Genomic DNA, 26,262 nt, shown 5'->3' with positions numbered 1-26,262 from the left:
GCGTGCCTGGTCGGTATGCGGCTAGAATCCGGCTCCATGAGAGGCAGCGCGGAGCAGATCGATCCGTCTGCTGAGGTGCAGATGGTGGACCTGTTCGCGGGGCCCGGGGGGCTGGATGTTGCCGCCCGTTGGCTGGGCGTGGCAGCGGTGGGGATCGAGTGGGACGCGAACGCTTGCGCCACGAGGCGCGCGGCGGGGATCCGCACCAAACACGCGGACGTCAGAGACTTTGGACCGAAGGACTTCCCGGCGGCCACTATTCTGACCGGGGGGCCGCCCTGCCAGACCTATACAGTTGCTGGGTCCGGGGCTGGGCGGCGCGCACTCGATCGGGTCTTGGCCTTTGTGAAAAAGATGGCGGCAGGCGAGTCCATCGGTTTGCATGAATTGGATGACGAGCGTACGGGACTTGTCCTCGAGCCATTGCGCTGGGCGCTCGAAGCTCACGCCCTGCAGCGCCCCTATGAGGCCATCGTCCTCGAACAGGTTCCCGCAGTACTGCCGGTCTGGGCTGGAATAGCCGAAGCGCTCGAGGGTATCGGGTACAAAGCGTCGTACGGAGTGCTTCACACAGAGGAGTATGGCGTGCCGCAAACTCGTCGGCGAGCGATATTGATCGCACGCCGCGACGAGAAGCCGGAACTGCCTGCCCCGACGCACCGCCGTTTCCGCCGAGGTGTAGAAAGACTCGCCGGTGACCCCGACCTACTGCCGTGGGAGACCATGGGGGGCGCACTGAAGCGATCCGGCGGGTTCACAGTGATCTCTAATTACGGAACCGGCGGAGATCCCAAGCTTCGCGGCCGGCGAACGTCGGTTGAGCCAGCTGCCACCGTCACCGGCAAGGTGTCCCGCAACCGACTGGTCTCGAGTGACGGAGCCGAGCTGGATCGGTTCACCCTTTCGGAGGCTGGGCGCCTTCAAACCTTTCCGGCGGACTATCCCTGGTCCGGTAAGGACGTATCCCAGCAGATCGGAAATGCCATCCCTCCGCTGCTTGCGGCCCATGTTCTGGCTGCAGCTCTACTGCGCGATGTCGAACAGGCAGCGCTGCGGGCTTTCGTGGACCAAAACTGGTTCAGTGTGAAGGATTCAGTCGTAATCAGCTAGCTCGACGCATCAAGGAAGGCTCTCTTCCGCGATCGCTGGGATGATCGATCCATGCTTGAGACCTCGGCGCGCCTGCTTCGGCTTTTGTCGCTTCTTCAGGTTCGGGTTGAGTGGGGTGGGCCTGAGTTGGCTGGGCGGCTTGGGGTTTCCACTCGGACCTTGCGGGCCGATGTGGAGAAGTTGCGGAATCTTGGGTACCCCGTGGAGGCTCGGCCGGGGGTTGCGGGTGGGTATCGGTTGGGGGCTGGGGCTGCGCTTCCGCCGCTTCTGCTGGATGACGACGAGGCGGTTGCCGTTGCTGTGGGGTTGCGGACGGCGGCTGCTGGGGGTGTGGCGGGGATCGAGGAGTCTTCGGTTCGGGCTTTGGTGAAGTTGGAGCAGGTGTTGCCTTCGCGGTTGCGGCATCGGGTCCGGGCGATCCAGGCCGCGACCGTTGCCGTTTCGGGGAACGGGCCGACCGTTGATGCCGAGGTACTGACCGTGGTAGCCGGCGCAATCCGGGCGAATGAGCGGCTTCGGTTCGACTACGTGAAGCGGGATCGGTCGACGGGGGTTCGTACCGTGGAGCCGCATCGGCTGGTCGCGTGGGGGCAGCGGTGGTACCTGGTTGCCTGGGACAACGAGCGGGACGACTGGCGGACGTTCAGGGTGGACCGGATCGCGCCGAAGACACCGAACGGTCCGCGGTTCACGCCTCGCGAGTTGCCGGAGGAGGACGTGGCCGAGTACGTCAAGACGGTGGTCGGGAAGTCGGCCTGGCAGTTCCGGGCGAACGTACGGGTGTACGCGTCGGCCGAGTACGTGCAGTCGCGGATGCCGATCCCGATCGACGCCGAGGTACTCGACGACGGGAGTTGTGTCGTCGAGTTCGGTTCCGACACGCCGGACCAGCTCGCCCTCTGGTTGGGCATGCTCGACTGCGACTTCGAGGTCCACGACAAACCAGAACTGTCCGCCGCACTCCGGCGAATGGGCGACCGGTACTACCGAGCGGCCGGCGACAAGCCGTGACGCTTCTCGAAGAGGTTGTTGTGGGACGTCAGCGCATCGGTCGCGGGCCTGGCGGTGGGGCTGGTCGGTTCGCGTAGTTCAAGGCCTTCGAGGGACGCGTAGGTCGAGGCTCGGAGGTTCGGAGAGAGGCAGACGGTACGGGTGGTCGCGTCGATGGTCAGGTCGAGGAGATCGAACAGCGTGTGCAAGTCGGCTCTGAGGAGCAGGCCATTGGTCACCACGTTTGTGTGGTCGCCCCGATATGGATAGATGTGGGCTGCTTCCAAAGCGGCGACGGCGTCGCAGCCGGTCAGGCAGCAGCGGTTGTCGTACGCGCGGAGAAGGGCGAGGCGGAACTGCGGTTGACCTCGACGTTGTGCGACGGAACGTTCGACGAACTGTCGAGCGTCCCCGACCGAGTCCACGGCCTCACGGTCAGCCTCGACCTTCCGCTGGATCGCCGGGGTGATGTCCGGTTCAAGACCTCGGCCGAGAAGTTCGCGGAGACGCGCTATGCCTTGGTTGCTGTCGATCCGGGTCACGCCGCGGTTGGCCAGGCCTGAGAACTCGCCGAGGTCCTGCAGCACCCTCCACGACTTGGTGCCGGGCTCCGGAGGCTGGGCGATCGCTTCGAGGTCGAAGCGGCTGACGTAATGACGTTCGGCGTGGTCGGGCCACGGCACGCCCTCGGTCTCGGTGACCGGGCGGGCGTTCTCGGCGGCCAAGGCATGCGCGATGAGGCCGCCGCCTCCGGTCTGCCAGAAGAACAGGTCGTCGCCCGCCGCGACGTCGTACCGGCGGGTGGTCGCCCAGACCCGGTGGTCCTTGGCGATCTGCCAGTTGCCGGCGCGGTCGCCGTCGACGTTGATGATCCATCCGGACATGGGGATGCCCCTCCAGCGAGAGATTCGCTGCGGGTGGAGGCATGTCCTGGATCGGAAGCCTGTCGGGCCGCTGCTTGCGGTTCGGTCGGACTAGTTCTTCGGTCAGATGTGGACGAGGTCGCCGGCGACCAGGCGCTGGAGGGCGTCGCGGGTTTCCCGGTCGGTGGAGTACAGGACGGTGCCGACCATCCCTCGGGTCAGCAGGACCTTGTACGTGTTGCGGACCAGACGGTCGAACGTCAGGTCGTCGACCGTCTTGCGATTGCGGAAAGCGGGATCCTTGTTCGCGTCCCGGACCGTGACGAACCGGTCGTCGCGCCAGACGAGGTCGGGTCCGAGGATCACGCCGCTCCAGTCGTACTCGAAGCCCTGGGCGGTGTAGACGCAGCCGACTTGGCCGAAGCCGTTCGGGTCGGTCGCCCACAGTGCGGCGGGCGGTGCGTCGCCGATCTTCCGGTCACCTTTGAGGTTCCAGGGCCGCGACCAGTCGTCGATCCGGACGTCGTGGACCAGCGTCTGGTCGGCACGAGGGTCGCTCCACGGCCAGCAGTACCCCGCGGCCATCCGGGCGCCGTAGCCGGCGTCGGCCTTCTCCCGCAGCATCGCCTCCATCGCGGCCGCGGTATCCGCGATCACGACCTCGAAGGACGGATCGCCCCTCCACGCAACGGGCTCACCGTCACCGAGACCGAGGAGCCGCAGAACCCACTGGACGTACTCCTCGCTCCCGCCGCAACGGAACTGCGCGTCGAGGTCGATCCGATGAACGTCGAGGCCGAGCGCGGCGGCGTACCGCTCGATGTCGGCGGCTGTGCCGAGTTCGCCGGGCTTGACCACCTGGTGTTCGTCGAGCAGGAAGACGGGGACCCGGGCTGCCGCGATCAGCTCGTCGATCTGCGGTCGGCCGGTCCGGAACTCGGCCTTGGTGTACCGGTCGACCGAGGTCTCACGGATCCGGTGGGCCTCGTCCAGGATGAGGACGTCGAGGTCGTTCGGTTCGGCGTCCATGAACTGGTTGAAGTACTTGAACATCCGCTGTACCCGCGGCTGCCGGTGACCGGCGACCTTGCGCAGGGTCTGGGTGAACGACCTCGAGCCGGTGGCGTGCAGCACGCTGCGGCCGCGGCGGGACAGTTCGCCGAAGAGCGAGAGGGCGATCACGCTCTTGCCGCTTCCGGGTCCGCCGGTGACGAGGACGATCGCCTTCTGGTCGCCGCGACGCGCCCGATCGACCTCGTGCAGGACCACCGAGTGGGCCAGCTTCTGTTCGGCGACCAGGACGAACTGCTCGCGCCGCTGGACCTCGTCGGCCGCGACGGCGAGCAGTTGCTTGGACGGTGCCACCGCCGACTGGATCAGCTGATCGGCGTACGGGCCGCCTGGAACCCCGGGGTCGAGGCGTTCACGGAGGAAGTCGGTGAACTCGGAGCGCCGGGCGCCGATGAACAACCGGCCGCGCTGGTCCTGCGGGTACTCGAAGAGATCCTTGACCGCGGTCTCGGAGTTCGCGTTGTGCAGGTACGCCGCGCCCGCGAGCGCGTCGTCGTCGCCGTCGAGGAATCGGGTGAAGTCGGCGAGATAATCGCAGTACCCGCGGACCTGGGCGACCGGGTGCAGTCTCGGATCCCGCGGGAAACCGTCGATGAGGACCAGTTCACGGTCGTCCTGCCAGGCCACGGCCCGGCTCCACTGCTTCAGCTCGACCACCACGTACGACGGTCCGCCGGTGCGCGGGTGGCGTCCGGCGAGGATGACGTCGGCGCGTTTCGAGGTGAGCGGGAGGTGGTGCTCGACCAGGACCTCGACCTGGTCGAGTCCGGCCTGGACGAGGTCCTGCGCCAGGATCGGCAGACTGCGTTCCCAGGACCTGACCTCGGCCGGGGCGACCCGGCGGCCGGTGTGGTGACGCATCTGCTCGGCGATCCTCGCGGCCAGGGACCCGTCCAGGGTGAGTTCGGCGAATCCGATGGCGGAATGGCGAAACAACGTCACAGCTGAGGTCCCCCAGGCAGCACGAAACAAGGTCGTGCGGGTGGGGGCCTGTCCTGTGAACCGGAAGCCCGTCGGGCCGCGACAAAGACTTTAGCCAGTACGCGCGGGGTGTGGAATCCGTGGCATGCTCGCGGCGTGTCAGATCTGATCGAGTTGCGAGACCGGATGCGGGCCTTCACCGACGAGCGGGACTGGGCGCAGTTCCACGACCCGAAGTCGTTGCTGCTCGCCCTTGTCGGCGAGGTCGGTGAGCTGGCCGAACTGTTCCAGTGGGTGCCGGCCGATCAGGCGATCGAGCGCGCCGCCTCCGATCCGCTCCGGCGGCGGGCGGCGGAGGAACTGGCCGACGTACTCGCATACCTCGTGCGGCTGGCTGATGTCCTGGACATCGACCTCGCCGAGGTCACGCGGGCGAAACTGGCCGACTCGGCCCAGCGCTTCCCGGCCGGCGACGTACGCGGTGAGGCGCCTGACAAGGCCCTGTGAGCCGACCTCGACTCGGGCTCTGGTGATGGACAGGTTGTGGGGGAGGCTTTCAGCATGGGGCTGGGAGGTGTGGGCATGGTGAACCTGTTCGTGAATGGGGAGGGGATGCGTGGGGGGCGGGTGCATCCGACGATTGCCGGGTACCCGTTCCTTGGGGAGGTGCGGACGGCCGCGAGGTACCGGTTCTACTCGGTGCGCGACGAGTTTCCCGCTTTGCAGGTGGCCGAGGACGGTGGGGCGGAGATCGCTGGGGAGTTGTACGACGTGCCGTTGGACGTGATTGCGGAGCGGTTCCTGCCTGCGGAGCCGCCGGAGCTCGAGCTCACCGTGGTCGAGTTGAGCGACGGGTCGTACGCGCTGGCGGTGGCGTTGCGGGCGGGGGAGTCGGGGTGGCATCGGGAGATCACCGAGTACGGCGGGTGGCGGGCGTACCGGGAGTAGCCTCTTGGTGTGGGCCTGGAGGGGTTCAATGCGGTGGACGCCGGCAGCGCCCGGGGGGAGTTGCTGACGTGCTGCGATGTGCCCTGGTGGGCGGATCGGTTGGTCGAGGGACGCCCGTACCCCGACCTCGCCGCCCTTCTCGACGCGGCTGACGAGGCGCTGGGTGAGTTGACGGACGCCGACGTCGATCGGGCACTGGACGCTCATCCGCGGATCGGTGATCGGGCGACGGGCCAGTCCGCCACTGAGCAGGGCGCGGTCAGGCGGGACACCAAAACGCTGGCCGCGCTCGCGGAGGTGAACCGGCGGTACGAGAAGCGGTTCGACCGGGTCTTCCTGATCTGCGCGACCGGGCTCGGCGCGGACGAGATCCTGGCCGCGGCCGAACGGCGGCTGGGCAACGACGACGCCGGGGAACGGGCCGTGGTCCGCGACGAGCTCCGCAAGATCGCGCTGTTGCGGTTGAGGAAGGTGGTTGGCGGATGATCAGCACACACGTTCTCGACACCACGACGGGCCGGCCCGCGGTCGGGGTGTCGGTCCTGCTGGAGGCGATCGACCCGTTCACGGTGCTCGGGTCCGGCGTCACCGACGTCGACGGCCGGGTCGGCGAACTCGGGCCCGCGCTCGGCCGGCCGGGCAACTACCGGCTGATCTTCGAGGCGTCCGCGTACTTCGCGAAGAACGGCCGGACCTGTTTCTTCCCGCAGGTGATCGTGGCGTTCACGGTCACGGATCCGGCCTCGCACCTGCACGTTCCGTTGTTGCTCAGCCCGTTCTCCTACTCCACGTACAGAGGGAGCTGATCCGGATGGCGATCGTCCTCGGCCCGAACCAGTACGGCAAGGCGGAGACCCGGGTGGTGCGGGTGTACCGGGACACGGCGCGGCACGAACTCCGGGACCTGGCCGTGAGTACGGCGTTGCGCGGCGACTTCGAGGCGGCGCACGTGACCGGTGACCAGGCTGCCGTACTGCCGACGGATTCGCAGAAGAACACGGTGTTCGCGTACGCCGCGGAGAAGGGGATCCGCACGATCGAGGACTTCGGCCTGCAACTCGGCCGGCACTTCGTCGAGGAACTCCCCGCGGTCGACGGCGCCCAGATCGGCATCGACGAGTACAGCTGGGACCGGGTCAACGACTACTCGTTCGTCCGGCGCGGCCAGGAGACGCGGACCACCGTCGTCACCGTGGCCGACGACCGGGCCTGGGTCGTGTCGGGGTTGAAGGACCTCGTGATCGCGAAGACCACCGGGTCGGAGTTCCGCGGGTTCCTCCAGGACCGGTACACGACGTTGCCGGAGACCGACGACCGGATCCTGGCCACCTCGCTGATCGCGCGCTGGCGGTACACCGGGACCGAGCTCGACTGGGACGCGTCCTGGTCCGCGATCAGGACGTTGCTGCTGACAACGTTCGCCGAGGTGTACAGCCACGCGTTGCAGCACACGTTGTACGCGATGGGCCAGGTGGTCCTGGAGCAACGGCCCGAGGTCGCCGAGATCCGGTTCTCGGCACCGAATCGGCACCACTTCCTGGTCGACCTGGAGCCGTTCGGCGTGGAGAATCCGGGCGAGGTCTTCTTCGCCGCGGACCGGCCGTACGGGTTGATCGAGGCAACGGTACTGCGGGACGACGGACCGGATCCCGGGCCCGCCTGGTACGCCGTACCGGGGTTCTGCTGACATGGACGTCGTCCTGCGGGCCCGGCGGGTCGTGACTCCATCGGGCGAGGCACCACGATCGGTCGGCGTCGAGGCCGGGCGCATCGTCGCGGTCGACGCCTACGACGCGCCCTCACCAGCCGACCACGTGATCACGCTCGAGGACGACGTCGTCCTGATGCCCGGGTTGGTGGACACGCACGTCCACGTCAACGAGCCCGGCCGGACCGCGTGGGAGGGGTTCCCCAGTGCGACCCGGGCCGCAGCGGCCGGCGGGATCACCACGATCGTGGACATGCCGTTGAACAGCGTGCCGCCGACAACGGACGTGGTTGCCCTCGACCTCAAACGGAAGTGTGCCGAGGGCAACGCCTTCGTGGACGTCGGGTTCTGGGGCGGCGTGGTGCCGGGGAATCTCGGGGAGCTGCGGGCCCTCCACGACGCGGGCGTGTTCGGCTTCAAGTGCTTCCTCGCGCCTTCGGGCGTCGACGAGTTCCCGCAGCTGAACGCGTCCGAGTTGGAGCGGGCGTTGCACGAGATCCACGAGTTCGACGGGTTGTTGCTCGTCCACGCCGAGGACGCCGGCACACTCGAACGCTCACCGGAACCGCACGGCCGGATGTACCGCGAGTTCCTCAGCTCCCGACCGCGTCGCGCCGAGGACGTTGCCGTGGTCACCGTGCTCGACCTGGCAGCGCGTACTGGTTGCCGGGTGCACCTACTGCACCTGTCGAGTACGGACGAGGTACCGCGACTCGCGGCCGCGCGTGGATCCGGGGTACCGGTTTCGGTGGAGACCTGTCCGCATTACCTCGTGTTCGTGGCCGAGGAGATCGGGGAGGGCGCGACGCAGTACAAGTGCTGTCCGCCGATTCGTGAGGCGGTGAATCGCGAGGAACTCTGGCGCGGGCTGGCCGACGGCGTGATCGACGCCGTCGTGTCCGACCATTCGCCCTGCCCGGCCGACCTCAAACAGTTCGACACCGGCGACTTCGATGCCGCCTGGGGTGGGATCGCGTCGCTCCAGGTCGGGCTCCCGGCGATGTGGACCCAGGCCAGCCGGCGCGGATACACGGTCAGCGATCTCGCCCGCTGGATGGCCGAGAGCCCCGCACGCCTGGCCGGGCTCACGGATCGTGGGTCGATCGAGGTGGGACGGCAAGCCGACTTCTGCGTGTTCGCTCCCGACGAGGCGTTCGTCGTCGACCAGGCGAAGCTGTGGCACAAGTGCCCGCTCACTCCGTACGACGGGCTCGCGCTGGCAGGCGTGGTGCGGAGTACGTGGTTGCGGGGCGAGCCGATCGAGGTCGACGGGGTACCACGAGGGCGGTTGCTCGTCCGGGGCGCTTCGTGAGCATCGACTTCACCCGCTGGCCCGACCTGGCGTCGCGGGATCTCGCCGGCAGTGTCGTGCTGGCCAACGACGAGCTGTTCGCCGAGCGGGAGAACCTGATCAAGCCGGGTCCCGCGGTGTTCTGGACCGAGGACTACGGCCCCAAAGGCAAGGTCTACGACGGCTGGGAGACCCGGCGTCGCCGCGAACCGGGGCACGACCACGCGGTGGTCCGGCTCGGCGTACCGGGCGTGGTGCGGGGCGTCGTCATCGACACCAGCTGGTTCAAGGGGAACTACCCGCCGGCCGCGTCGGTGGAGGCGACGAGTCTGGAGGGAGCGCCTTCGCCCGACGAGCTCGAGCGGGCTCGGTGGGAGACGCTCGTACCGGAGAGCGCGATCTCCGGGGACGCGGAGAATCTGTTCGAGATCACGGACCCTCATCGGTGGACGCATGTGCGGCTGTCGATCTACCCGGACGGCGGGGTCGCGCGGTTCCGCGTGCACGGCGAACCGGTCCCGGATCCGCGATTCCTGGACGGCACCGTCGACCTGGCCGCGGTGGAGAACGGTGCGGCCGTGGTGGCGTGCTCGAACGAGTTCTACTCGTCGCCGACGCGGCTGCTGCAACCAGGCCGAGCGCAGACCATGGCCGACGGTTGGGAGAACGCCCGCCGCCGGGACGACGGCAACGACCACGTGACGGTACGGCTGGCCGCGCGGGGAAGGGTCCGCCGGGTCGAGCTGGACACGTCGTACTTCGTCGGGAACGCGCCGGGGTGGGCGTCGTTACGGGGACTCGACGGTGCCGGCGGTGTACCGAGTGGGGACGATCCGCGCTGGTTCGACCTGGTCCCGCGAACGCGCCTGCAGCCGGATACGCGGCACCTGTTTCGATCGGCGACGGCGGCCGACGCGACGTTCGTTCGGCTCGACGTCTATCCCGACGGCGGGATGGCCCGGCTGCGCGTCCACGGTGAGCTGGCTGACGCCACGCTGCGAGCTTCTGTGCTGCGCTGGCTCGACCTGCTGCCGGCCGACCACGCGGTCCAGGTCCTGACGGCCGACGGCGGTCTGGCCGAGGCGGATGCGGTGAGGTTGACGGAGGCTCGGCCCTTCACCGGGACCGGCGTACTCCCTGCCGAGCTGCTCGCGCGAATCGTAGCCCGGTGATCACGGTGGGTGAGTTCTGGCCCGATCTGTTGGCGTCCGCGCGCGGAAGTCGTTGACTGTACGTGAGATGGCTGCCGTACCCGGGCGGTGCGGTGGGGGACGTACGGGGGACGGGCATGGACTTCCTGACACCGGTCGGCTGGGACGAGGCGCTCGAGCTGAAAGCGTCTGCTCCGGACGCGCTGCCGATCACCGGCGGGACCGACGTCATGGTCGAGCTGAACCTGACCGCGCGCCGGCCGACGGCGTTGCTCGACCTGACCCGGATCGCGGCGGCGCGGCAGTGGTCGGCCGAGGACGGGTTCGTCCGGCTCGGGGCCGGCGTCAGCTACCGCCGCGTGATCGACGAGGTCGGCGCCCTCCTGCCCGGGCTGGCGATGGCGGCCCGGACGGTCGGCTCACCGCAGATCCGGAACCGAGGCACCGTCGGCGGGAATCTCGGCGCCGCCTCGCCGGCCGGGGACAGCCACCCGCCGTTGCTCGCGACCGGCGCCGAGGTCGAGGCGGCGTCGGTCCGGGGAGTTCGCCGGATCCCGATCGACGACTTCTTCACCGGGGTCAAGCGCAACGCCCTGGCGCCCGACGAGCTGATCACGGCGGTCGTCGTCCCGATCAGCCGCGGACCTCAGCAGTTCAGCAAGATCGGTCCGCGGAACGCGATGGTGATCGCGGTCTGCTCGTTCGCGCTCGCGCTCGACCCGCAGCGGGAGGTGATCGGGACCGGGATCGGCTCGGCGGCCCCGACTCCGATCCGGGCCGCGAAGGCGGAGGCGTTCCTCACCGGCGAACTGCGGGAGCGCGATCTCTGGCATCGTCGGGGACCACTTCCCGAGTCGGTGGTCGAGCACTTCGCCGGACTCGTCGCCGCGGCCGCAGCACCGATCGACGACGTGCGCGGCACCGCGGCGTACCGGCGGCACGCTCTGTCCGTCCTGGCCCGGCGCACCGTGAACTGGGCCTGGGACGACTACTGGACGACCGGCCGGGCCGCGGCGTGAGGTGACTCGGATGCGGATCACGTGCACCGTCAACGGTCAGCCTCGCGACGCCGACGACGTCTGGGAGGGCGAGAGCCTGCTCTACGTCCTGCGCGAGCGGCTCGGTCTGCCCGGGTCCAAGAACGCTTGTGAACAAGGCGAATGCGGCTCGTGCACGGTGTACCTGGACGGCGAGACGGTGTGCGCTTGCCTGGTCGCCGCGGGCCAGGCCGACGGGCGGGACATCCGGACCGTGGAGGGGCTGGCCGACGGGGAGCGGTTGCACCCGGTCCAGCAGGCGTTCATCGAGACGGGCGCGGTGCAATGCGGATTCTGTACGCCGGGACTGCTCGTCCAGGTCGACGCGCTGCTCCGCGGCAACCCCGATCCGAGCGACCTGGAGATCCGCGAAGCGCTGGCCGGGAACCTCTGCCGGTGCACGGGGTACGAGCAGATCCTGGAAGCGGTCCACCTTGCGGCGTCCCGGAGGATCGGATGACCGCCACGGTGATCACCGGGTGCGCGATCGTGACGATGGACGCGACGCGCACCGAGTACGCGGACGGGTACGTCGTGGTCGACGGCCCCTTGATCGTGGCGGTCGGCAACGGTACCGCGCCGGACGTCGACGGAGCGGTCGTCGTCGACGGATCGGGATGCTTGCTGACACCGGGGTTCGTGAACACGCACCAGCATCTGTACCAGTGGGTGACGCGTGGTCTGGCGGTGGACGAGGGCCTCTTCGGCTGGCTGACCGCGTTGTACCCGGTGTGGGCCCGGATGGACGAGGAGATCGTGTACGCCGCGTCGCTCGGGGCGCTCGGCTGGTTGGCCCGGACCGGGTGCACGACGACGATGGACCACCATTACGTGTTCCCGTCCGCCGGTGGCGATGTGCTGGACGCGTCGGTCGAGGCGGCGCGCGAGGTGGGACTGCGGTTCCACCCGACCCGGGGATCGATGGATCTCGGCCGGTCGTCGGGTGGGCTGCCGCCCGACGAGGTGGTGGAGGACCTGGACACGATCCTGGTCCGGACCCACGAGGCGATCGCGGCGCACCACGACCCGTCGTTCGGCGCGATGCTGCGGATCGGGGTCGCGCCGTGCTCGCCGTTCTCGGTGAGCGCGCAACTGCTGATCGAGGCGGCTGGGCTGGCTCGCGAACACCGGGTTTCGCTGCACACCCATCTGGCGGAGACGCTGGACGAGGAGGCGTACTGCCGGGAGCGGTTCGGGTGTTCGCCGGTGGACTATCTCGACCGACTCGGCTGGCTGGGGCCTGACGTGTGGCTGGCGCATGCGGTGCACCTGGACGACTCGGCGGTGAAGAAGCTGGCGGCGACGCGGACCGGGGTCGCGCACTGCCCGTCGTCGAACGCGCGGTTGGGGGCGGGGATCGCGCGGACCCGGGATCTGCGGGACGCCGGGGTACGGGTCGGGCTCGGGGTCGACGGGTCGGCGTCGAACGAGGCGGGGTCGATGCTGGAAGAGGTACGGCACGCGCTGCTCTTCGCCCGGGCCGCTGGTGGGGCGGAGGCGCTGGGCGTCCGGGATGCGCTGGAGCTGGCGACGCTCGGGGGAGCCGCCGTGCTGGATCGGTCGGACGAGATCGGGTCGATCGAGCCGGACAAGCTCGCGGATCTGGCGCTCTGGCGGGTGGACGATCTGCCGCACGCCGGGATCGACGACCCGGTGGCGGCGCTGGTCCTCGGGTCGCCACCGCCGCTCGACCTCCTGCTGGTGAACGGGCGGACCGTCGTCGACCAGGACCACCTCGTCACGGTCGACGAGGAGACCGTCCGCGGCGAGGTCGTTGCCGCCCACAACAGGTTGATCAGGCGCTGACGGGATTGGTGGGGCGATGAGTTGGGGGACGAGGGTCCGGCCGGCCGAGGTGACGACCAGTGGGCGGATCGGTGACAGCGCTCAGCGCCCGGACGGGACGCTGAAAGTCACCGGTCAGTTCGCGTACTCGTCGGACCTCTGGATGGACGGGATGCTCTGGGGCGCTACGCTGCGCAGCCCGCATCCGTCGGCGCGCATCCGCTCGATCGACCTCACCCCGGCGCTCGCGACGCCGGGAGTACTTGCCGTGCTCACCCACGAAGACGTGCCCGGCCTGAACGCCTACGGTCTCGACCACCCCGACCAGCCGGTCCTGGCGAGCGATGTCGTCCGCTACCAAGGCGAACCGGTGGCGCTCGTAGCGGCCGATCACCCGGAGACCGCGCGCCTTGCCGCCGAACGCATCCTGGTCGACTACGAAGTCCTCACCCCTGTCACCGACGCCATGAGGGCCGTCGGCCACAGCTCCTGGGACACCCCGGCAGCGAACGCATCGCAACCGCTGGTGCACCCCGGCGGGAACTTGGTGCGGCACGTGAAGATCCGGAAGGGCGAGCCCGCGCCGCGAGCCGAGGCGGTCGTGGTCGGCGAGTACACGGTGGGGATGCAGGACCAGGCGTTCCTCGGGCCGGAGTCCGGGCTGGCCGTGCCGGGTGAGGACGGGGGCATCGATCTCTTCGTCGCGACCCAGTGGTTGCACGTCGACCAGAAGCAGATCTGCGCCGCGCTCGGGCTCGGCCCTGACAAGGTGCGGCTGACTCTCGCGGGTGTCGGCGGCGCGTTCGGCGGCCGCGAGGACCTCTCGATGCACATCCACGCCTGCTTGCTCGCGCTGCATACGGGCAAGCCTGTGAAGATTGTTTACAACCGGACAGAGTCCTTCCTCGGCCACGTCCACCGGCACCCCGCGCGGATGCGGTACGAGCACGGCGTCACGTTCGACGGTCGGATTGTCTACCTGCGGGCAAGCATCTATCTCGACGGTGGCGCCTACGCCTCCAGTACGCCGGCCGTCGTCGCCAACGCGGCCACCATGGGCGTCGGCCCGTACGACGTGCCGAACGTGCACGTGGACTGCTACGGCGCCTACACGAACAACCCGCCCTGCGGTGCGATGCGCGGCTTCGGCACGGTCCAGGCGGCCTACGCGTACGAGGCGCAGCTGGACAAGATCGCCATCGAGCTCGGCCTCGACCCGGTCGAGGTCCGCTGCCGGAACGCGCTGCGCGAGGGTTCGCGGATGCCCACTCATCAGATCGTCGACAATCCTGCGCCGGTACAGGAGCTGCTGCGCAAGGTGGAGGCGCTACCGCTGCCGCCGCAGCTCGACCCGACCAGGGTGGACCTGCGCGAACAACCCGGCGGCGTCTCCAACACGACCCACGGGGAAGGCGTTCGGCGAGGAGTCGGGTACGCGGTCGCGTTCAAGAACGTCGGCTTCTCGGAAGGATTCGACGACTACTCGACGGCCCGGGTCCGGCTGGACATCGCCGGCGGAGAACCGGTGGTCACCGTCCACACCGCGGCCGCCGAAGTCGGGCAAGGACTGGTCACGGTCCTCCAGCAGATCGTCCGCACCGAACTCGGCGTCGAGAACGTCGTCCTGGCTCCGGCCGACACGCGAATCGGCAACGGCGGTTCGACCTCGGCCTCCCGACAGACCTACGTGACAGGTGGCGCGGTCAAGGCGGCCTGCGACCTCGTCCGCGCCGACGTCCTCGCGATCGCGCAACAGGCGTACGGCCGGGTGGTTCGCGATCTCCGGCTGGCCGGCGGCAAGGTCACGTCGGCCATCGAGGGCAGCATCGCGAGCCTGGCCGACATCCTCGACGGCGCATCGGTCGAGCACACCGTCGAGTGGCGGCACCGCCCCACCGAACCGCTCGACCCCGAGACCGGCCGCGGAGTCGCCCACGTCCAGTACGCGTTCGCGGCCCATCGCGCTGTGGTCGACGTCGACACCGAGCTCGGTCTGGTCAAAGTGGTCGCGCTCGATTGTGTGCAGGATGTCGGCAAGGCGATCAACCCGCAGGCGGTCCGCGGCCAGATCTACGGCGGCACGGTCCAGGGACTCGGGCTCGCGCTGATGGAGGAGATCGTGGTCACCGACGGCCTCGTCCGGAACGCGTCGTTCACCGACTACCTGATCCCCACTGTCCTCGACGTTCCCCCGATGACCGTCGAGATCCTCGAGTACGCCGACCCCAACGCCCCGTACGGCGTCCGCGGCGTCGGCGAACCCCCGACCATCTCGGCCGGCCCCGCCCTCCTGGCCGCCCTCCGCCAAGCCACCGGCCTACAGCTGACCAGCGTTCCGGTCCACCCGGAACACCTCATCACCACCACCCGCACCCCCACCCGCGAGCTGGCGGACGCTGCCCGCGGTACACCGGGTCCGGCATCGAGCCCGGCGTCGAGGGTGGGGAACGACGGTGACGCCGAACGTCTGACGGAGGAGTCGAAGCGATGATCGCGCGGATCTGGCGGACGGGCCTGGACGAGGCGCGTGCCGCGGAGTACGACACTTTCGCGGTGGAGCGTTCGTTGCCGATGTTCCGGCGGCAGCCCGGCTTCCGGGCCGCGCTGTTCCTGCGGACCGAGCACGGCCGGGTGGCGATCACGTTGTGGCGCGATCAGGCGGCCGTGGAGGCGTTGGCCAGCTCGACCGACTACCAGGAGACGGTGGCCGCGATCCGCGCGACCGGCATCCTCCGCCCGCCGCAGACGGTCGAGATCCTGCCCGTCGACGAAGCCTGGCTGGCCGCCGACTTCGTCTGAAAGGCCCGCGGGAAGACCCGGACATGCCGCCGGCCGGTCTGGCGAGCAGACCGGCCGGGAAAGGGTCGGGTTCAGCGGAGACCGGCGAAGAAGGTGCGCAGGTCGGCGACGACGTCGTCGGGGCATTCGAGGGAGGCGAAGTGGCCGCCCTTGGCGTAGTTCGACCAGTGCACGATGTTGGTGTTGTCGCGGTCGGCCAGGGCGCGGATCGTCTTGAAGTCGTCCGCGAACACCGCGACGCCGGTGGGGGCGTTGTTCGGCTGCGGCTCGGCGCCGGAGTGGGCTTCCTCGTAGTGGTACCGGCCGGCCGCGGCGGAGGTGTTGGTGAACCAGTACAGCGAGACCTCGGTGAGGATCTGGTCCCGGCCGACCAGGCTGGTGCCGTTGCCGAAGTTGTTGAACAGCTCGTTCCAGGCCAGCTGCCCGACCGGGGAGTCGGAGATGCCGACGGCAACGGTCTGCGGGCGGGTCGAGTTGATCGCGTTGTACCCGCCGACCGACTGGAACCACTGCATGTGCTCCAGCGCCGCGTAGTCCTCGGGGGTGAACTTCTCGAACTCGGCCGGGTCGCCGGACGGGAACGAGAACAGCTGCAGCACGTGCAGCCCGAGGAACCCGGGCGGGTTCATGACGCCGAGCTCGCGGGCGATCATCGCGCCGCCGTCGGACCCGTGCACGCCGTACGAGTCGTACCCGAGCCGCCGCATCAGCGTGTCGAACGTCCGCGCCACCCGCGCCATCGTCCAGCCGCGGTCGGCCAGCGGCGTGCTGAACCCGAAGCCCGGGATCGACGGGACGACGACCGAGAACGCGTCGGCGTCCGATCCGCCGTATGCCGCCGGGTCGGTCAGCGGGCGGATCATGTCGAGGAAGTCGACGAACGACCCGGGGTAGGTGTGGGCCAGCAGCAGCGGCGTCGCGCCCTCGACCGCCGACGGGACGTGGATGAAGTGCACGGTCTGGCCGTCGATGTCGGTCAGGTAGTGCGGGAACTCGTTCATCCGCGCCTCCTGCTCGCGCCAGTCGAACCCGTTCTGCCAGTGGTCGACCATCTCGCGCAGGTAGTGGTTCGGGGTGCCGAGGTCCCAGTTGTCGCCGGGAGCCGGCTCGGGCAGCCGCGTCCGCGCGAGGCGGGCGAGCAGGTCGTCCAGGTCGGCCTGGTCGACGGTGACGGTGAAGGGCTTGAGCTCTGCGGTGTTGTTCATGTCTTCAAGGTAGGAGCCGTATAGGAAGATTAGATTCCTATTTGTGCCATCATCTTTTCCATGCGCGAAACCTCGTCCCGAGTGCTGTCCTTGCTGGCCCTGTTGCAGACCCGGCCGGCCTGGACCGGGACCGAGCTGGCCGAGCGGCTCGGCGTGAGCACGCGGACGATCCGCAACGACGTGGACCGGCTCCGCGAGCTCGGGTACCCGGTGGACGCGACCCGGGGTCCGTCCGGCCACTATCAGCTCGGGGTCGGGGCGAAGCTGCCGCCGTTGCTGCTGGACGACGAAGAAGCCGTCGCGGTCGCCGTGGGACTGCGGACCGGCGCCGGCGTCACCGGGATGGAGGAGAGCAGTACCCGCGCGCTCGCCAAACTCGAGCAGGTCCTGCCGCACCGGTTGCGCCGCCAGGTGAACGCGATCCACTCCACGATGTCGAAGGGCCCGGACAACACCGGTTCCAACGTGAAGGATCCCGAGGTCGCACCCGGCGTGCTCACCGCGATCGCGGCCGCCATCCGCGACGAGCACTACCTCCGCTTCGGGTACGAGGTCCCGGCCGACGCGATCAACGCCGTGCTGGCTGATGCGGTGGTGGCCGACGGGGCAATCGACACCAATGGGCAGGCGTGGAGCGGATCACGGCCGGAGGGCTGGCCGTTGCTCGTCGAGCCGTACCGCCTGGTCAGCTGGCAGCGGTACTGGTACCTGGTCGCCCGGGACGAGAAGGGCGACTGGCGCACGTACCGCGTCGACTGGATGGACCTGCGGATGCCGACCGGCCGCCGGTACCAGCCGCGCCCGATGCCCGACGACGACTACACCGACTTCGTCCTCCGCGACGTCGCCTCCACCGGCTGGAAAGTACACGCTCGCATCACCGTCTTCGCCTCCGCCGAAGAGGTCCTGTCCCGGATCCACGCGGCCGTAGGCATCGTCGAGTCCGTCGACGAGAACACCAGCGTCCTGATCACCGGCGCCGACTCCCTCGAAGTCGTCGCCGTCTACATCGGCATGCTCGGCCTCGACTTCCAGGTCACCGCCCCACCAGCCCTCGTCACCCACCTCGAAACCATCGGCACCCGCTACCTCCGCGCCATCCAGCCAAAGCCTTCCCAGGACGCGAACTGACCAGGAGGATGCTCCCCAACGCGACCTGAGGGCGGCCAATGGGGCGAAACAAGCAACCACGATCAGTCGGTGAGCTCAAGGACAGCGCCGAGAGGCATCTGAAGGAGTACACAGACCCAACGAAGAGCTATGCCTTCCGGACCTACGACGAGGCTGCGATCCACACGGACGAACTGACGCCGGCCGACGTCCTGATGGCGAATCTGCTGAGCTTGCGGCTGACGTGGAGAGAGGTCACTCCGCTGTTCGCGGAGGGGAGCGGGCCGAGCCAGGAGCTCAGACTTGCTCTGGACGACGCCTTGGCTGAGGCACGTGACCTGCCTCCGCTGGAGGACTGCACTGTGGAGCAGGCAGCGATGCCGGCACTGCGGACTGCGAACGACCTGACCGCGAAGGTACCGCGATGGACGATGGTGACGGTCTCGAAGGTGCTGCATCGGTTGGCACCGACGGTGCCCATCATCGATTCGTCGATCAGGGCGTTCTACGGGTCGGAGCACGGCGGAGAGCTGCGCCAGCGGATTCGCGCTGATCTGATCGCGAATCGAGCCTGGCTGTCGGACCTGGCGGTCGAGTTCCCCGTGCGGAAGCAGCCGATGGCGCTCACGCGCGTCGCTGACATCGTGATCTGGATGGACAGCAGATCTCCGTCCACCTGACCCCGCAGGACCTTTCTGAAGCTCAGACCCAGATGGCGCTGGGGTGGTTGTCGGAGAAGGTTTCTGGGGGGTCAGGGAGGGAGAAGGCCATACCGTAGGCGACTCGGAGGGCTGTCCAGGCTGCGGCGGTGGCGTTGAGAACGGTTTCGACGGTGACTTCGGTGCCGGTGAGGCCGAGGTCACCGGTGAGGTTGATGCCGGCGTCTTGGAGGAGGGTGAGGCGGCGGTCGGCGCCGGCCCAGGTGGTGCTCTCGTCGGTGAGGGGCTGACCTGCGAGCCGGGCGAAGCTCACCTCGGGGTGGACCTCGACGACGATCCGCGGGTGGGCCGCGCGGATCCACTCGTCCACTTCGGCGACCACGCCGCCGGTGACCGCGGCACGGGTCGGGGTCGTGGGGATCGAGGCCGCGAGCATGCCGACGGCCTTGCGGGCGAGTTCGTCGGCTCTGCGCGATCCTTCGTCGGGGAGCCCGATCGGTACGTCGATGGCCACCACGGTGAGTGGCTGCTCCGCCTCGGCCTGGGCGATCAGGTCCGCCAGGTCGGCGGCGATCCAGGCTCGCAGGCTCTCACCGTCGAGCAGGACGCCGACCCAGCCGGTCTTCGCGGCGTCGACTCCGAGTACTCGTGCCATCCCCGCTCCGATCCCCGTTGGTGCCGTGATCATCGACGCAACAGGAGCGCGGCCGGGTCGTCAAGGGTCAGAGCCCGTGTCGCTTCAGGAAGCTGACCGTGCGCGCCATCGAGGTCGGCCAGGCCGGACCGAAGGCGTGCTCCTCCCCGGGATACGTGTACATCGTCGCGTCCTTGCCCGCGGACTTCAGCGCCGCCAGCGTTTCGCGGGACCACGCGATCGGGCAGGTCGAGTCGGACGCGCCGTGGTGGATCAGCAGCGGTTCGGTGACCCGGCCGAAGAAGTTGATCGCGGACAGGTTCCGCCAGAACGCCGGGTTGCGCGCCGGTTCGCCGTACGTGCGCAGGATGGCGTTCGAGACCTGGGTGTCCTCGCGGGTCCAGCGGTTGAAGTTGTCCACGGCGTCCGAACTCACCGGGGCGAACACGACGCCGGCCTTGACCAGCCCGGGTTGCGCGACCAGCACGTTGTACGTGATGCCGCCGCCCATCGAGCGACCGAGCAGCCCGATCCGCTCGGGGTCGACGGACTGCGAGGTCCGCAGCGCGTGCACCGCGTTGATGACGTCCTCCGTGTACCCGAGCCGCAGATCCAGCTCGGACCGTGGATCGTCGGACGACTGGGCGTGGTTGCGGTAGTCGGTGTGCAGGACGACGTACCCGCGCCGGGCGAGGTAGTCCTGCTCGCGCATCAGGCCGCGGCCGTTGGTGTAGATCGCGGGATCGATGTAGCCGTGGTTCAGCACCAGCGCGGGATGCGGCCCTGGAGTCGTCGGTAAGTTCATGATCCCGGAGATCCGCAGGGCCCCGCTGCGGTACGTGACGAAGTACCGCGTGTACGCCGCGTTGCGCGCCAGCACCCGGCCGACGCGGAGATCGCCCCCGTTGTACTTCTTCGCCATCAGCGCCTGGAGCGAGACGGGGTGCGCCGCGGGCGTCGACGGAGGAGGCGGCGTCGTCGCCGGCGAGATGGGGGAGGTCACCGGCGACGACGGGTTGGCCGACGGTCGACCGGGCGACGAGTTGGTCGGGGGCGCTGACTGCTGCGGGGCGGTCTCATCGGCCGAGGTACAGGCGGTGGCCGCAGTCAGCCCGAGGACGGCGAGGACCGCCCACTTCATCCGCCGTCTCATGGCGTCCAGTGTCACTCGCGCGGCGGGGAGACGAGCGAAAATCCGGGCAACGATTCGCCCGGCGGACTCTGCGATGGTGCATCGAGCGATACGGCCGGGCGCGGGCTCGGTGTGTAGGCGAGCTTGTGAGGGTGCTGGGTGGGTGAGGCGGTGCTCGGCGTCTGGGGCGACGTCGAGTACCGCCTCACCCTCGCCCTCCCCGGTGGGGAGGGGGTCCGTTGTCCGGAGAGCCGCGCCCAATCGGTCCTCCGGACTTCCCACTTGGTGGCTAGCGGCGGACCGTCAGTTGCGCGGTCAGGCTGCCCAGGGTCACCGTGTGGACGCCGGCCGGTGGTGCCTTCACCGGGAAGCTCACCACGGTCTCCCGACCGGCGCGGACCGGGATCGCGCGCTGCTGGACGACCTCGCCGTCGATCCGCAGCGCTGCGTCGTACGTGCCGGCGGCCTCGCCGACGTTCTTCAGCCGCGCGGTGACCAGGGCCCAGCCCTTGGCGTGCACGGTGGTCGGTGTCAGCTTCAGGCCGGTGAGGGCCCACCTCGCCTCCGGACCGGCGACCAGATCGTGGACGAAGATGTCGGACCGGTGATTCGTGTCGTCGCCGACCAGGTTCGTCGAGGTGCTCTGGAAGCCGACGTACCGGCCGTCGCCGCTGAGGTTCGGCAGTTCGGCCCGGCCGTCACCCTGGACGCCGAGTGGACCGCCGGACACCCGGGTCGTGGTCCCGGCGGCCAGGTCCCGGACGAACACGTCGGCCTTGCCGTTAGTGTCGTCCGCGACCAGGTTCGTCGCGTCGCTGTAGAACGCCACCTTGGCGCCGTCGGCGGTGATCGACGCGGCGAACGACCAGTCGTTGCCCGGCGCACCGTCCGCTCCGGCCGAGGCCAGCTCGGTCGTCCCGGTGGTCAGGTCGTAGACGTACAGGTGCGAGACCCACGACGGCGCACTCCGGTTCTCGAACGCCACCTTGCGGCCGTCGGCGGTCAGCACCGGCGAGGTGTTGTCGCCCGGGTTCGGGCCGGCCACCCGCCGGGTCGTCCCGTTCTGCCGGTCCCGGACGAAGACGTCGCGCTGGAACTCGACATCGTCCTCGCTCAGGTTGGTCGCGTCGCTGTTGAACGCCACGTACCGGCCGTCCGCGCTGATGGACTGCTCCCGCGATCCCGCGTTCGCGTTCCCGCCGTCGGGTGCGACCGAGATCCGTTCGGTGACACCGGTCTGCAGATCGCGGACGAACACGTCGGTCTGGCCGTTGGTGTCACCGGGGACGAGGTTCGTCGAGTCGCTGTTGAAGGTGACGTACCGGCCGTCCGCGCTGAACGACGGGGCCGAGGACAGGCCGTCGCCAGGCGCGCCCGACGGCGTCACCGAGACCATCACCGTCCGGCCGGTCTGCCGGTCGTGCACGAACGCGTCCGTCTGCTGGTTGGTGTCCCCGTCGACGAGGTTCGAGGCGCCGCTGTTGAACCCGACGTACCGGCCGTCCGAGCTGAGCGTCGGCGACAGCGAGAAGCTGTTGCCCTGCGCACCTTTCGACGACACCGAGACGCGCTCGACGGCCCCGGTCCTCCGGTCGGTGACGAAGACGTCGAGGTCGTTGTTGGTGTCACCGGCCACCAGGTTCGACGCGGCCGACGCGTACGCGACCACGCTGCCGTCGGTGTTCAGCTCCGGCCACCAGATCTCCGCGTTGCCCTGGGCCCCTTCCGTCGAGGTGGACACCCGCTGGGTCGGGAACGGCCGCGGCAGCGCCAGGTCCACCCGGCCCTGGTTCCGGACGACCACGGAGGTGGCCGGTGTCCGCGAGATCCCGGGAGCGTTGGCGACGACCTGGTACCGGCCCTCGGGCACGTCGCGAATCGTGTACCGGCCGTCCCGCGCCGTGGTCGCGACGAGCTGGTCCGGCACACCCTGGACCGTGACGGTCGCCCCGGGCACCGTCGAACCGGTCGGGCCGTAGGTCACCCGCCCGCTGATCGTGCCCCAACGGGTCCGGTCGAGCTCGATCCGTACCGCGGTGAGCCGGTCGGCCTGGACCTGCGCGGAAGCCGAGCCGTCCTGGTAACCGAAGCGGGCGAGGTCGAACCGGTACGTACCCGGCGCGACCCGCAGCTCGAAGACGCCGGCCGCGTCGGTCGTCACCTCGCGCCCGGAGGACAGCGTGACCGTGACTCCGCCGAGCGGCTTGCGCGACTTCTTGTCGGTCACGACGCCGCGGATCCCGCTCTGCAGCCCGGCCTCGGTCACGGCCGCGAGGGCGTCGATCCGGCCGCGTCCGACCCGGTCGTTCGGCACCGCGCCGTACCGGTCGTCGCTGATCGAGGTCCCGGCGAGGATGTCGAGCGCGTCGTCGACACTCAGATCGGGGCGCGCCTGGAGCATCAGGGCGACCGTGCCGGAGACGTGCGGGGTCGCCATCGACGTCCCGCTCAGCAGGCCGTAACCGCCGTCGGGCAGGGTCGAGTACACGTCCACACCCGGCGCGGAGATGTCCGGCACGACGAAGGACTCGGGCCATTCGGCAGGGGCGTCGATCCAGTCGGTGCGGTGCACGGTGCCGCCGCAGGACCAGTCCGGTACGTCGTCGTTGACGTCGGTCGCACCCACGCTGACCGACTCGTACACGTTGCCCGGGCTGGACGATCCGCCCGGCAGACACTCGTTGCCGATGGCAAAGGCGGGGAAGACGCCGGCCCGGTGCAGGTTGCGGACCGGTTCGATCATCTCGTCCTCGTAGCCCTCGGCGCCCAGGGACATGCTGACCACGTCAGCGGGTTCTCCGGTCGGCCGGCCGTCGGCGTCGTACGGCGCGAGCGCCCACTCCATCCCCGCGATCACCTGGGCCAGCGAGCCGGAGCCGTTCGGGATCACCAGGCCGGCCATCAGCTCGGCGTCCGGCGCGACGCCGATCCGGGTCCCCGAGGCGTCGCCGCCGGCGATCGTCCCGGCGACGTGCGTGCCGTGGTAGCTGCTGTCGTGCGGGGCCGAGTGCACCGGTTCGCCGCCGGCACCGAACTCGAGCCAGCCGCCCGGGTGGTCGGGATCCGCCGCGTCGGCGCTGACCAGCTTGCCGGCCAGGTCGGGGTGGGTGATGTCGATACCGGTGTCGAGGACAGCGACCCGGACGCCGTCACCGGTGAGACCGCGCTCGGTCTGCACCCGGTCGGCGCCGATCTTGGCCAGCCCCCAGGTGACGTCCTCGGCCGCGGCGGTGCGGGCCGGCGTCTGCTCGGGGGTGGTGAACTCGAAGTTCGGGATGATCCGGTCGACCAGGGCGATCCCGGCGAGCGCGTCCAGGGTGTCCGGCTTGGCTCGGACCAGGACCATGTTCTTCAACCAGAAGGTGCTGATCACCTCGTCGCCGTGTGCCTCGACCGTGTCGAGCACCGGCTGCTGGGTCTCCTGAGCAGCGGCCTCGAGCTCTGCCGGCACCTGCTGCCGGGCAGCGCTCCGGGCGCCCGGGGCGGTGGGCACGGTCAGGTCGGGGCCGAGAATGACAGCGGCCTCGATCCGGCCGTCGGCGGACCGCTTCGCCTTGGCGCCGTCGAGCAACGCCGGATCGATCTTGCCGCGTAGGCGCTCACCTGCCGGCCCGGCGCCGGCGTCCACGGCCGCCCTCCCGGCGGTACCGGTCGGGGAAACCGCGGCCGGCCCGACCGAGGTCGCCGTCGACGTCCCGATCGGTGGGGAGGCCGTAGCGACGGTGACGGACAGGGCGAGGGAACCGGACAGCACAGCGGACGCGGCGAGCCACCACCGGACGGGGCGGCGGACGGACAACGACATGGGCACTCCTCGAACCGGCACGCGTCGGTACCGGACCGCGCAGGTCACGCGGCCCGGGGCCAAGGGCAGTGCCGGAAAGTCGAACGGGTCGGGCGGAACAGAACCGGAAACCATGGGGGACCGGTCCAAGAACATTGGCATTCGATCCATGCACTGACAAGCTGTTCCGGCGACGACTTCCGGTCAGCTGACGGGATTACGACAGGGGGAGCAGGAGTGCTGGAGACGATCGGACTCGGGCCGGCCGACGAGCGGGTGTACAACGCCCTGGTCCGGCGGTCGCGGGCGACCGCGGTCGAGTTGGTCACCGATACCGAGACGCCGCCCGCCGCGGTCCGCCGATCACTGACCACCCTGGTCGGTCTCGGCCTCGCGACCAGGACGAACGGCCGCCCCGCCCGGTACGTCGCGGTCGCCCCCGACAGCGCGCTCGAGGCGATCCTGCGCCGGCGCGAGAGCGAGCTGCACGACGTCCGGTCGCACGTCCGGACGTTGATGGAGATGTACCGCGCGGGTGCCCGGTTCGCGCATCCGGGCGAGCTGGTCGAGGTGGTGTCCGGACGGGACGAGGTGAATCACCGCTGGGTCGAGCTGCAGCAGAACACCCGGACCGAGATGCGTGGCTTCGACCGGCCGCCGTATGCCGCTCCGCAGGCGCACACCGAGTCGAACCCGGTCGAGCTGGACCTGCTCGAACGTGGTGTGAAGTACCGGGTGATCTACGACCGGACCGTGCTCGAGCTCCCCGGCTGGCTGGAGGACGTGACGCGCGGGATCCGGCACGGCGAACAGGCCCGGATCGCGGCCGGCCTGCCGATGAAGCTGGCGATCTCGGACGACCGGCTGGCCCTGATCCCGCTGCTCCGGATCGGCGACGCCGCGCTGACCGCGTCGTACGTGATCCATCCGTCGCCGTTGCTGGACGCGTTGATCGCGTTGTTCGACCTGGCCTGGGAACGCAGCGTTCCGGTCCGGGTGACGATGCCCGACGCGGGCGTGGACGAGGCACCGGACGACGAGCTGACCGAGGAGGAGGTCAAACTCCTCACCCTGCTGGCGTCAGGCGCAACCGACAAGGCGGCCAGCCGCGCCCTGGGGTGGAGCGAACGCACCGTCCAGCGTCACGTCATGCGCTTGTCCCAGCGAGTCGGCGCCCGGACCCGCTTCCAGCTCGCGATGGAGGCGACGAGGCGCGACTGGATCTAACGGAGCCAGGTCAGGCTGGTCTCGGTGTCCGTGGTCGGCTTGTACTCGCAGGCGACGACGCCTCGGTACCCGGAATCGCGCAGTGCGTCGAGCGTCTCGTCGAGCGGAAGGGCACCGGAGCCTGGTTCGCCGCGGCCGGGGGAGTCGGCGAGCTGGACGTGGGCGAGGTTCCGGGCGAGCGCGGTGGCGGTCGGGACGAGGTCGACGCCGTTGCTGCCGAGGTGGAAGGTGTCGAACAGCAGCGACAGATTGTCGACATTCTTCAATGGGCCGTCGAGCAAGGCGAGGACGTCGTCGGCAGTCAGCAGCGGATAGCGGCCGTTGAGGCCCTCGGTCAGCGGCTCGATCAGGACCGTGCCTCCGAAGGCGCCGACGCCTTCGGCCGCCGAGCGGATCGCGGTGACGGCGCACTCCTGTTGCTCCGCGGGGGACCAGCGATCGTCGAGCTGGCCGTAGAGCAGGTTGAAGAGCCGGCAGCCGGTGCGTTCGGCGATCCGGGTGATCGCGTCGACATTGCTCGCCAGCTCGTGCTGCCGATCGGGGTGCGAGGCGATCCCGCGTTCGCCGGCCGCCAGGTCGCCGCCGAAGAAGTTCAGCGCGCTCAGCGAGACTCCGGCGGCCTCGATCGTCGCCACCAGCTGGTCGATCTCGGACTCCGTCGCGCCGGGTCCGGGGAAGGGCCACCAGGACTCGACCTGGGTAAAACCGTGGCGTGCGGCCGCGGCGTACCGATCGAGGTAAGGGAGCTCGGTGAACAGCATCGAGACGTTCGCGCTCAGGGTCAGGCCGCGGTACTCCATGACAAAAAGACTAGCAGCAGCTCTTGCCTGCAATGCT

The 26,262-nt window shown here is 69.4% G+C and carries 24 protein-coding genes; 17 read left to right on the top strand and 7 right to left on the bottom strand.

The genetic code is table 11. The features are described from left to right. The first annotated feature begins 36 nt into the window (after positions 1 to 36). Both FB561_RS34845 and FB561_RS34840 read left to right on the top strand, forming a co-directional pair. Positions 37 to 1,110 carry a DNA cytosine methyltransferase gene (locus FB561_RS34845; protein WP_202881007.1) on the top strand — a complete coding sequence of 358 codons (1,074 nt, stop codon included), beginning with the start codon at positions 37 to 39 and terminating at the stop codon, positions 1,108 to 1,110. A gap of 51 nt (positions 1,111 to 1,161) precedes the next feature. Next, the gene (locus FB561_RS34840) at positions 1,162 to 2,121 is read left to right on the top strand and encodes a helix-turn-helix transcriptional regulator (RefSeq protein ID WP_145814346.1); all 960 of its coding nucleotides are present in this window, start codon (positions 1,162 to 1,164) and stop codon (positions 2,119 to 2,121) included. Here FB561_RS34840 and FB561_RS34835 read toward each other — a convergent pair. Beyond that, positions 2,094 to 2,984, bottom strand: coding sequence for an HNH endonuclease (locus tag FB561_RS34835; protein ID WP_145814345.1), 891 nt, complete (start codon positions 2,982 to 2,984; stop codon positions 2,094 to 2,096). The genes FB561_RS34840 and FB561_RS34835 overlap by 28 nt on opposite strands. A gap of 102 nt (positions 2,985 to 3,086) precedes the next feature. Beyond that, a complete protein-coding gene (locus FB561_RS34830; protein WP_145814344.1) occupies positions 3,087 to 4,976 on the bottom strand; it encodes a DUF2075 domain-containing protein in 1,890 nt (629 codons plus the stop codon). Between the two features lie 135 nt (positions 4,977 to 5,111). Between FB561_RS34830 and FB561_RS34825 the strand changes: the two genes are divergently transcribed. From FB561_RS34825 to FB561_RS34770, 12 genes are all read left to right on the top strand, one after another. After that, positions 5,112 to 5,462 carry a nucleotide pyrophosphohydrolase gene (locus FB561_RS34825; RefSeq protein WP_238335305.1) on the top strand — a complete coding sequence of 117 codons (351 nt, stop codon included), beginning with the start codon at positions 5,112 to 5,114 and terminating at the stop codon, positions 5,460 to 5,462. Positions 5,463 to 5,537: 75 nt separating this feature from the next. Further along, the gene (locus FB561_RS34820; RefSeq protein WP_145814343.1) at positions 5,538 to 5,903 is read left to right on the top strand and encodes an allophanate hydrolase-related protein; all 366 of its coding nucleotides are present in this window, start codon (positions 5,538 to 5,540) and stop codon (positions 5,901 to 5,903) included. 9 nt (positions 5,904 to 5,912) lie between these two features. After that, positions 5,913 to 6,389 (top strand): 2-oxo-4-hydroxy-4-carboxy-5-ureidoimidazoline decarboxylase, encoded by a 477-nt coding sequence (gene uraD / locus FB561_RS34815; protein WP_145814342.1) that lies wholly within the window; start codon positions 5,913 to 5,915, stop codon positions 6,387 to 6,389. Then, positions 6,386 to 6,709 carry a hydroxyisourate hydrolase gene (uraH, locus tag FB561_RS34810; protein WP_145814341.1) on the top strand — a complete coding sequence of 108 codons (324 nt, stop codon included), beginning with the start codon at positions 6,386 to 6,388 and terminating at the stop codon, positions 6,707 to 6,709. The genes uraD and uraH overlap by 4 nt, the downstream gene beginning before the upstream one ends. Before the next feature lie 5 nt (positions 6,710 to 6,714). Continuing rightward, positions 6,715 to 7,590 carry a factor-independent urate hydroxylase gene (pucL, locus tag FB561_RS34805; protein ID WP_145814340.1) on the top strand — a complete coding sequence of 292 codons (876 nt, stop codon included), beginning with the start codon at positions 6,715 to 6,717 and terminating at the stop codon, positions 7,588 to 7,590. A gap of 1 nt (position 7,591) precedes the next feature. Further along, positions 7,592 to 8,923, top strand: coding sequence for an allantoinase AllB (gene allB / locus FB561_RS34800; RefSeq protein WP_145814339.1), 1,332 nt, complete (start codon positions 7,592 to 7,594; stop codon positions 8,921 to 8,923). Then, complete coding sequence (gene alc / locus FB561_RS34795; RefSeq protein WP_145814338.1) at positions 8,920 to 10,074, top strand: allantoicase; 1,155 nt, start codon at positions 8,920 to 8,922, stop codon at positions 10,072 to 10,074. The genes allB and alc overlap by 4 nt, the downstream gene beginning before the upstream one ends. A 116-nt stretch (positions 10,075 to 10,190) precedes the next feature. Then, on the top strand, positions 10,191 to 11,072 hold the full coding sequence (locus tag FB561_RS34790; protein ID WP_145814337.1) for an FAD binding domain-containing protein: 882 nt from the start codon (positions 10,191 to 10,193) through the stop codon (positions 11,070 to 11,072). Between the two features lie 10 nt (positions 11,073 to 11,082). Continuing rightward, complete coding sequence (locus tag FB561_RS34785; protein ID WP_145814336.1) at positions 11,083 to 11,550, top strand: (2Fe-2S)-binding protein; 468 nt, start codon at positions 11,083 to 11,085, stop codon at positions 11,548 to 11,550. Continuing rightward, a complete protein-coding gene (locus FB561_RS34780; protein WP_145814335.1) occupies positions 11,547 to 12,896 on the top strand; it encodes an 8-oxoguanine deaminase in 1,350 nt (449 codons plus the stop codon). Before FB561_RS34785 ends, FB561_RS34780 begins: the two co-directional genes overlap by 4 nt. A 16-nt stretch (positions 12,897 to 12,912) precedes the next feature. Further along, positions 12,913 to 15,366 (top strand): xanthine dehydrogenase subunit D, encoded by a 2,454-nt coding sequence (gene pucD, locus FB561_RS34775; RefSeq protein WP_145814334.1) that lies wholly within the window; start codon positions 12,913 to 12,915, stop codon positions 15,364 to 15,366. Then, positions 15,363 to 15,674 (top strand): antibiotic biosynthesis monooxygenase family protein, encoded by a 312-nt coding sequence (locus tag FB561_RS34770; RefSeq protein WP_145814333.1) that lies wholly within the window; start codon positions 15,363 to 15,365, stop codon positions 15,672 to 15,674. Before pucD ends, FB561_RS34770 begins: the two co-directional genes overlap by 4 nt. A gap of 71 nt (positions 15,675 to 15,745) precedes the next feature. Here the strand turns inward: FB561_RS34770 and FB561_RS34765 are convergent, their stop codons facing one another. Continuing rightward, positions 15,746 to 16,879 (bottom strand): epoxide hydrolase family protein, encoded by a 1,134-nt coding sequence (locus FB561_RS34765; protein ID WP_145814332.1) that lies wholly within the window; start codon positions 16,877 to 16,879, stop codon positions 15,746 to 15,748. Positions 16,880 to 16,939: 60 nt separating this feature from the next. On the opposite strand from FB561_RS34765, the gene FB561_RS34760 reads away from it, so the two are divergent. Further along, on the top strand, positions 16,940 to 18,010 hold the full coding sequence (locus FB561_RS34760) for a helix-turn-helix transcriptional regulator (protein ID WP_145814331.1): 1,071 nt from the start codon (positions 16,940 to 16,942) through the stop codon (positions 18,008 to 18,010). Between the two features lie 38 nt (positions 18,011 to 18,048). After that, on the top strand, positions 18,049 to 18,669 hold the full coding sequence (locus FB561_RS34755) for a DUF6308 family protein (protein ID WP_145814330.1): 621 nt from the start codon (positions 18,049 to 18,051) through the stop codon (positions 18,667 to 18,669). A 22-nt stretch (positions 18,670 to 18,691) separates the two neighbouring features. On the opposite strand, the gene FB561_RS34750 is transcribed toward FB561_RS34755, so the two are convergent. The 3 genes from FB561_RS34750 to FB561_RS34740 all read right to left on the bottom strand — a co-directional run bounded on the left by FB561_RS34750 (position 18,692) and on the right by FB561_RS34740 (position 24,219). Beyond that, entirely contained in the window at positions 18,692 to 19,303 is a 612-nt protein-coding gene (locus tag FB561_RS34750) for a DUF429 domain-containing protein (protein WP_170284936.1), read from the bottom strand. A gap of 67 nt (positions 19,304 to 19,370) precedes the next feature. Further along, complete coding sequence (locus tag FB561_RS34745) at positions 19,371 to 20,435, bottom strand: alpha/beta hydrolase family protein (protein WP_238335304.1); 1,065 nt, start codon at positions 20,433 to 20,435, stop codon at positions 19,371 to 19,373. A gap of 268 nt (positions 20,436 to 20,703) precedes the next feature. Beyond that, entirely contained in the window at positions 20,704 to 24,219 is a 3,516-nt protein-coding gene (locus tag FB561_RS34740; RefSeq protein ID WP_170284935.1) for a S8 family serine peptidase, read from the bottom strand. 216 nt (positions 24,220 to 24,435) lie between these two features. Between FB561_RS34740 and FB561_RS34735 the strand changes: the two genes are divergently transcribed. After that, entirely contained in the window at positions 24,436 to 25,425 is a 990-nt protein-coding gene (locus FB561_RS34735; RefSeq protein WP_145814327.1) for a helix-turn-helix transcriptional regulator, read from the top strand. Here FB561_RS34735 and FB561_RS34730 read toward each other — a convergent pair. After that, entirely contained in the window at positions 25,422 to 26,225 is an 804-nt protein-coding gene (locus FB561_RS34730) for a hydroxypyruvate isomerase family protein (RefSeq protein WP_145814326.1), read from the bottom strand. The genes FB561_RS34735 and FB561_RS34730 overlap by 4 nt on opposite strands. Between the last annotated feature and the right edge of the window lie 37 nt (positions 26,226 to 26,262).

It is taken from the genome of Kribbella amoyensis (assembly GCF_007828865.1).
Lineage (GTDB): Bacteria > Actinomycetota > Actinomycetes > Propionibacteriales > Kribbellaceae > Kribbella > Kribbella amoyensis.
The sequence above is the reverse complement of the archived record's forward strand: the minus strand, read 5'-3'. Positions and strand labels throughout refer to the sequence as shown.

Bases quoted from the DNA above. Each gene is read 5' to 3' on its own strand.
- FB561_RS34845 (WP_202881007.1), top strand. From the start codon at position 37: ATGAGAGGCAGCGCGGAGCAGATCGATCCGTCTGCTGAGGTGCAGATG.
- FB561_RS34840 (WP_145814346.1), top strand. From the start codon at position 1,162: ATGCTTGAGACCTCGGCGCGCCTGCTTCGGCTTTTGTCGCTTCTTCAG.
- FB561_RS34835 (WP_145814345.1), bottom strand. From the start codon at position 2,984: ATGTCCGGATGGATCATCAACGTCGACGGCGACCGCGCCGGCAACTGG.
- FB561_RS34820 (WP_145814343.1), top strand. From the start codon at position 5,538: ATGGTGAACCTGTTCGTGAATGGGGAGGGGATGCGTGGGGGGCGGGTG.
- uraH (WP_145814341.1), top strand. From the start codon at position 6,386: ATGATCAGCACACACGTTCTCGACACCACGACGGGCCGGCCCGCGGTC.
- pucL (WP_145814340.1), top strand. From the start codon at position 6,715: ATGGCGATCGTCCTCGGCCCGAACCAGTACGGCAAGGCGGAGACCCGG.
- allB (WP_145814339.1), top strand. From the start codon at position 7,592: ATGGACGTCGTCCTGCGGGCCCGGCGGGTCGTGACTCCATCGGGCGAG.
- FB561_RS34790 (WP_145814337.1), top strand. From the start codon at position 10,191: ATGGACTTCCTGACACCGGTCGGCTGGGACGAGGCGCTCGAGCTGAAA.
- FB561_RS34785 (WP_145814336.1), top strand. From the start codon at position 11,083: ATGCGGATCACGTGCACCGTCAACGGTCAGCCTCGCGACGCCGACGAC.
- FB561_RS34780 (WP_145814335.1), top strand. From the start codon at position 11,547: ATGACCGCCACGGTGATCACCGGGTGCGCGATCGTGACGATGGACGCG.
- pucD (WP_145814334.1), top strand. From the start codon at position 12,913: ATGAGTTGGGGGACGAGGGTCCGGCCGGCCGAGGTGACGACCAGTGGG.
- FB561_RS34770 (WP_145814333.1), top strand. From the start codon at position 15,363: ATGATCGCGCGGATCTGGCGGACGGGCCTGGACGAGGCGCGTGCCGCG.
- FB561_RS34765 (WP_145814332.1), bottom strand. From the start codon at position 16,879: ATGAACAACACCGCAGAGCTCAAGCCCTTCACCGTCACCGTCGACCAG.
- FB561_RS34760 (WP_145814331.1), top strand. From the start codon at position 16,940: ATGCGCGAAACCTCGTCCCGAGTGCTGTCCTTGCTGGCCCTGTTGCAG.
- FB561_RS34755 (WP_145814330.1), top strand. From the start codon at position 18,049: ATGGGGCGAAACAAGCAACCACGATCAGTCGGTGAGCTCAAGGACAGC.
- FB561_RS34750 (WP_170284936.1), bottom strand. From the start codon at position 19,303: ATGGCACGAGTACTCGGAGTCGACGCCGCGAAGACCGGCTGGGTCGGC.
- FB561_RS34745 (WP_238335304.1), bottom strand. From the start codon at position 20,435: ATGAGACGGCGGATGAAGTGGGCGGTCCTCGCCGTCCTCGGGCTGACT.
- FB561_RS34740 (WP_170284935.1), bottom strand. From the start codon at position 24,219: ATGTCGTTGTCCGTCCGCCGCCCCGTCCGGTGGTGGCTCGCCGCGTCC.
- FB561_RS34730 (WP_145814326.1), bottom strand. From the start codon at position 26,225: ATGGAGTACCGCGGCCTGACCCTGAGCGCGAACGTCTCGATGCTGTTC.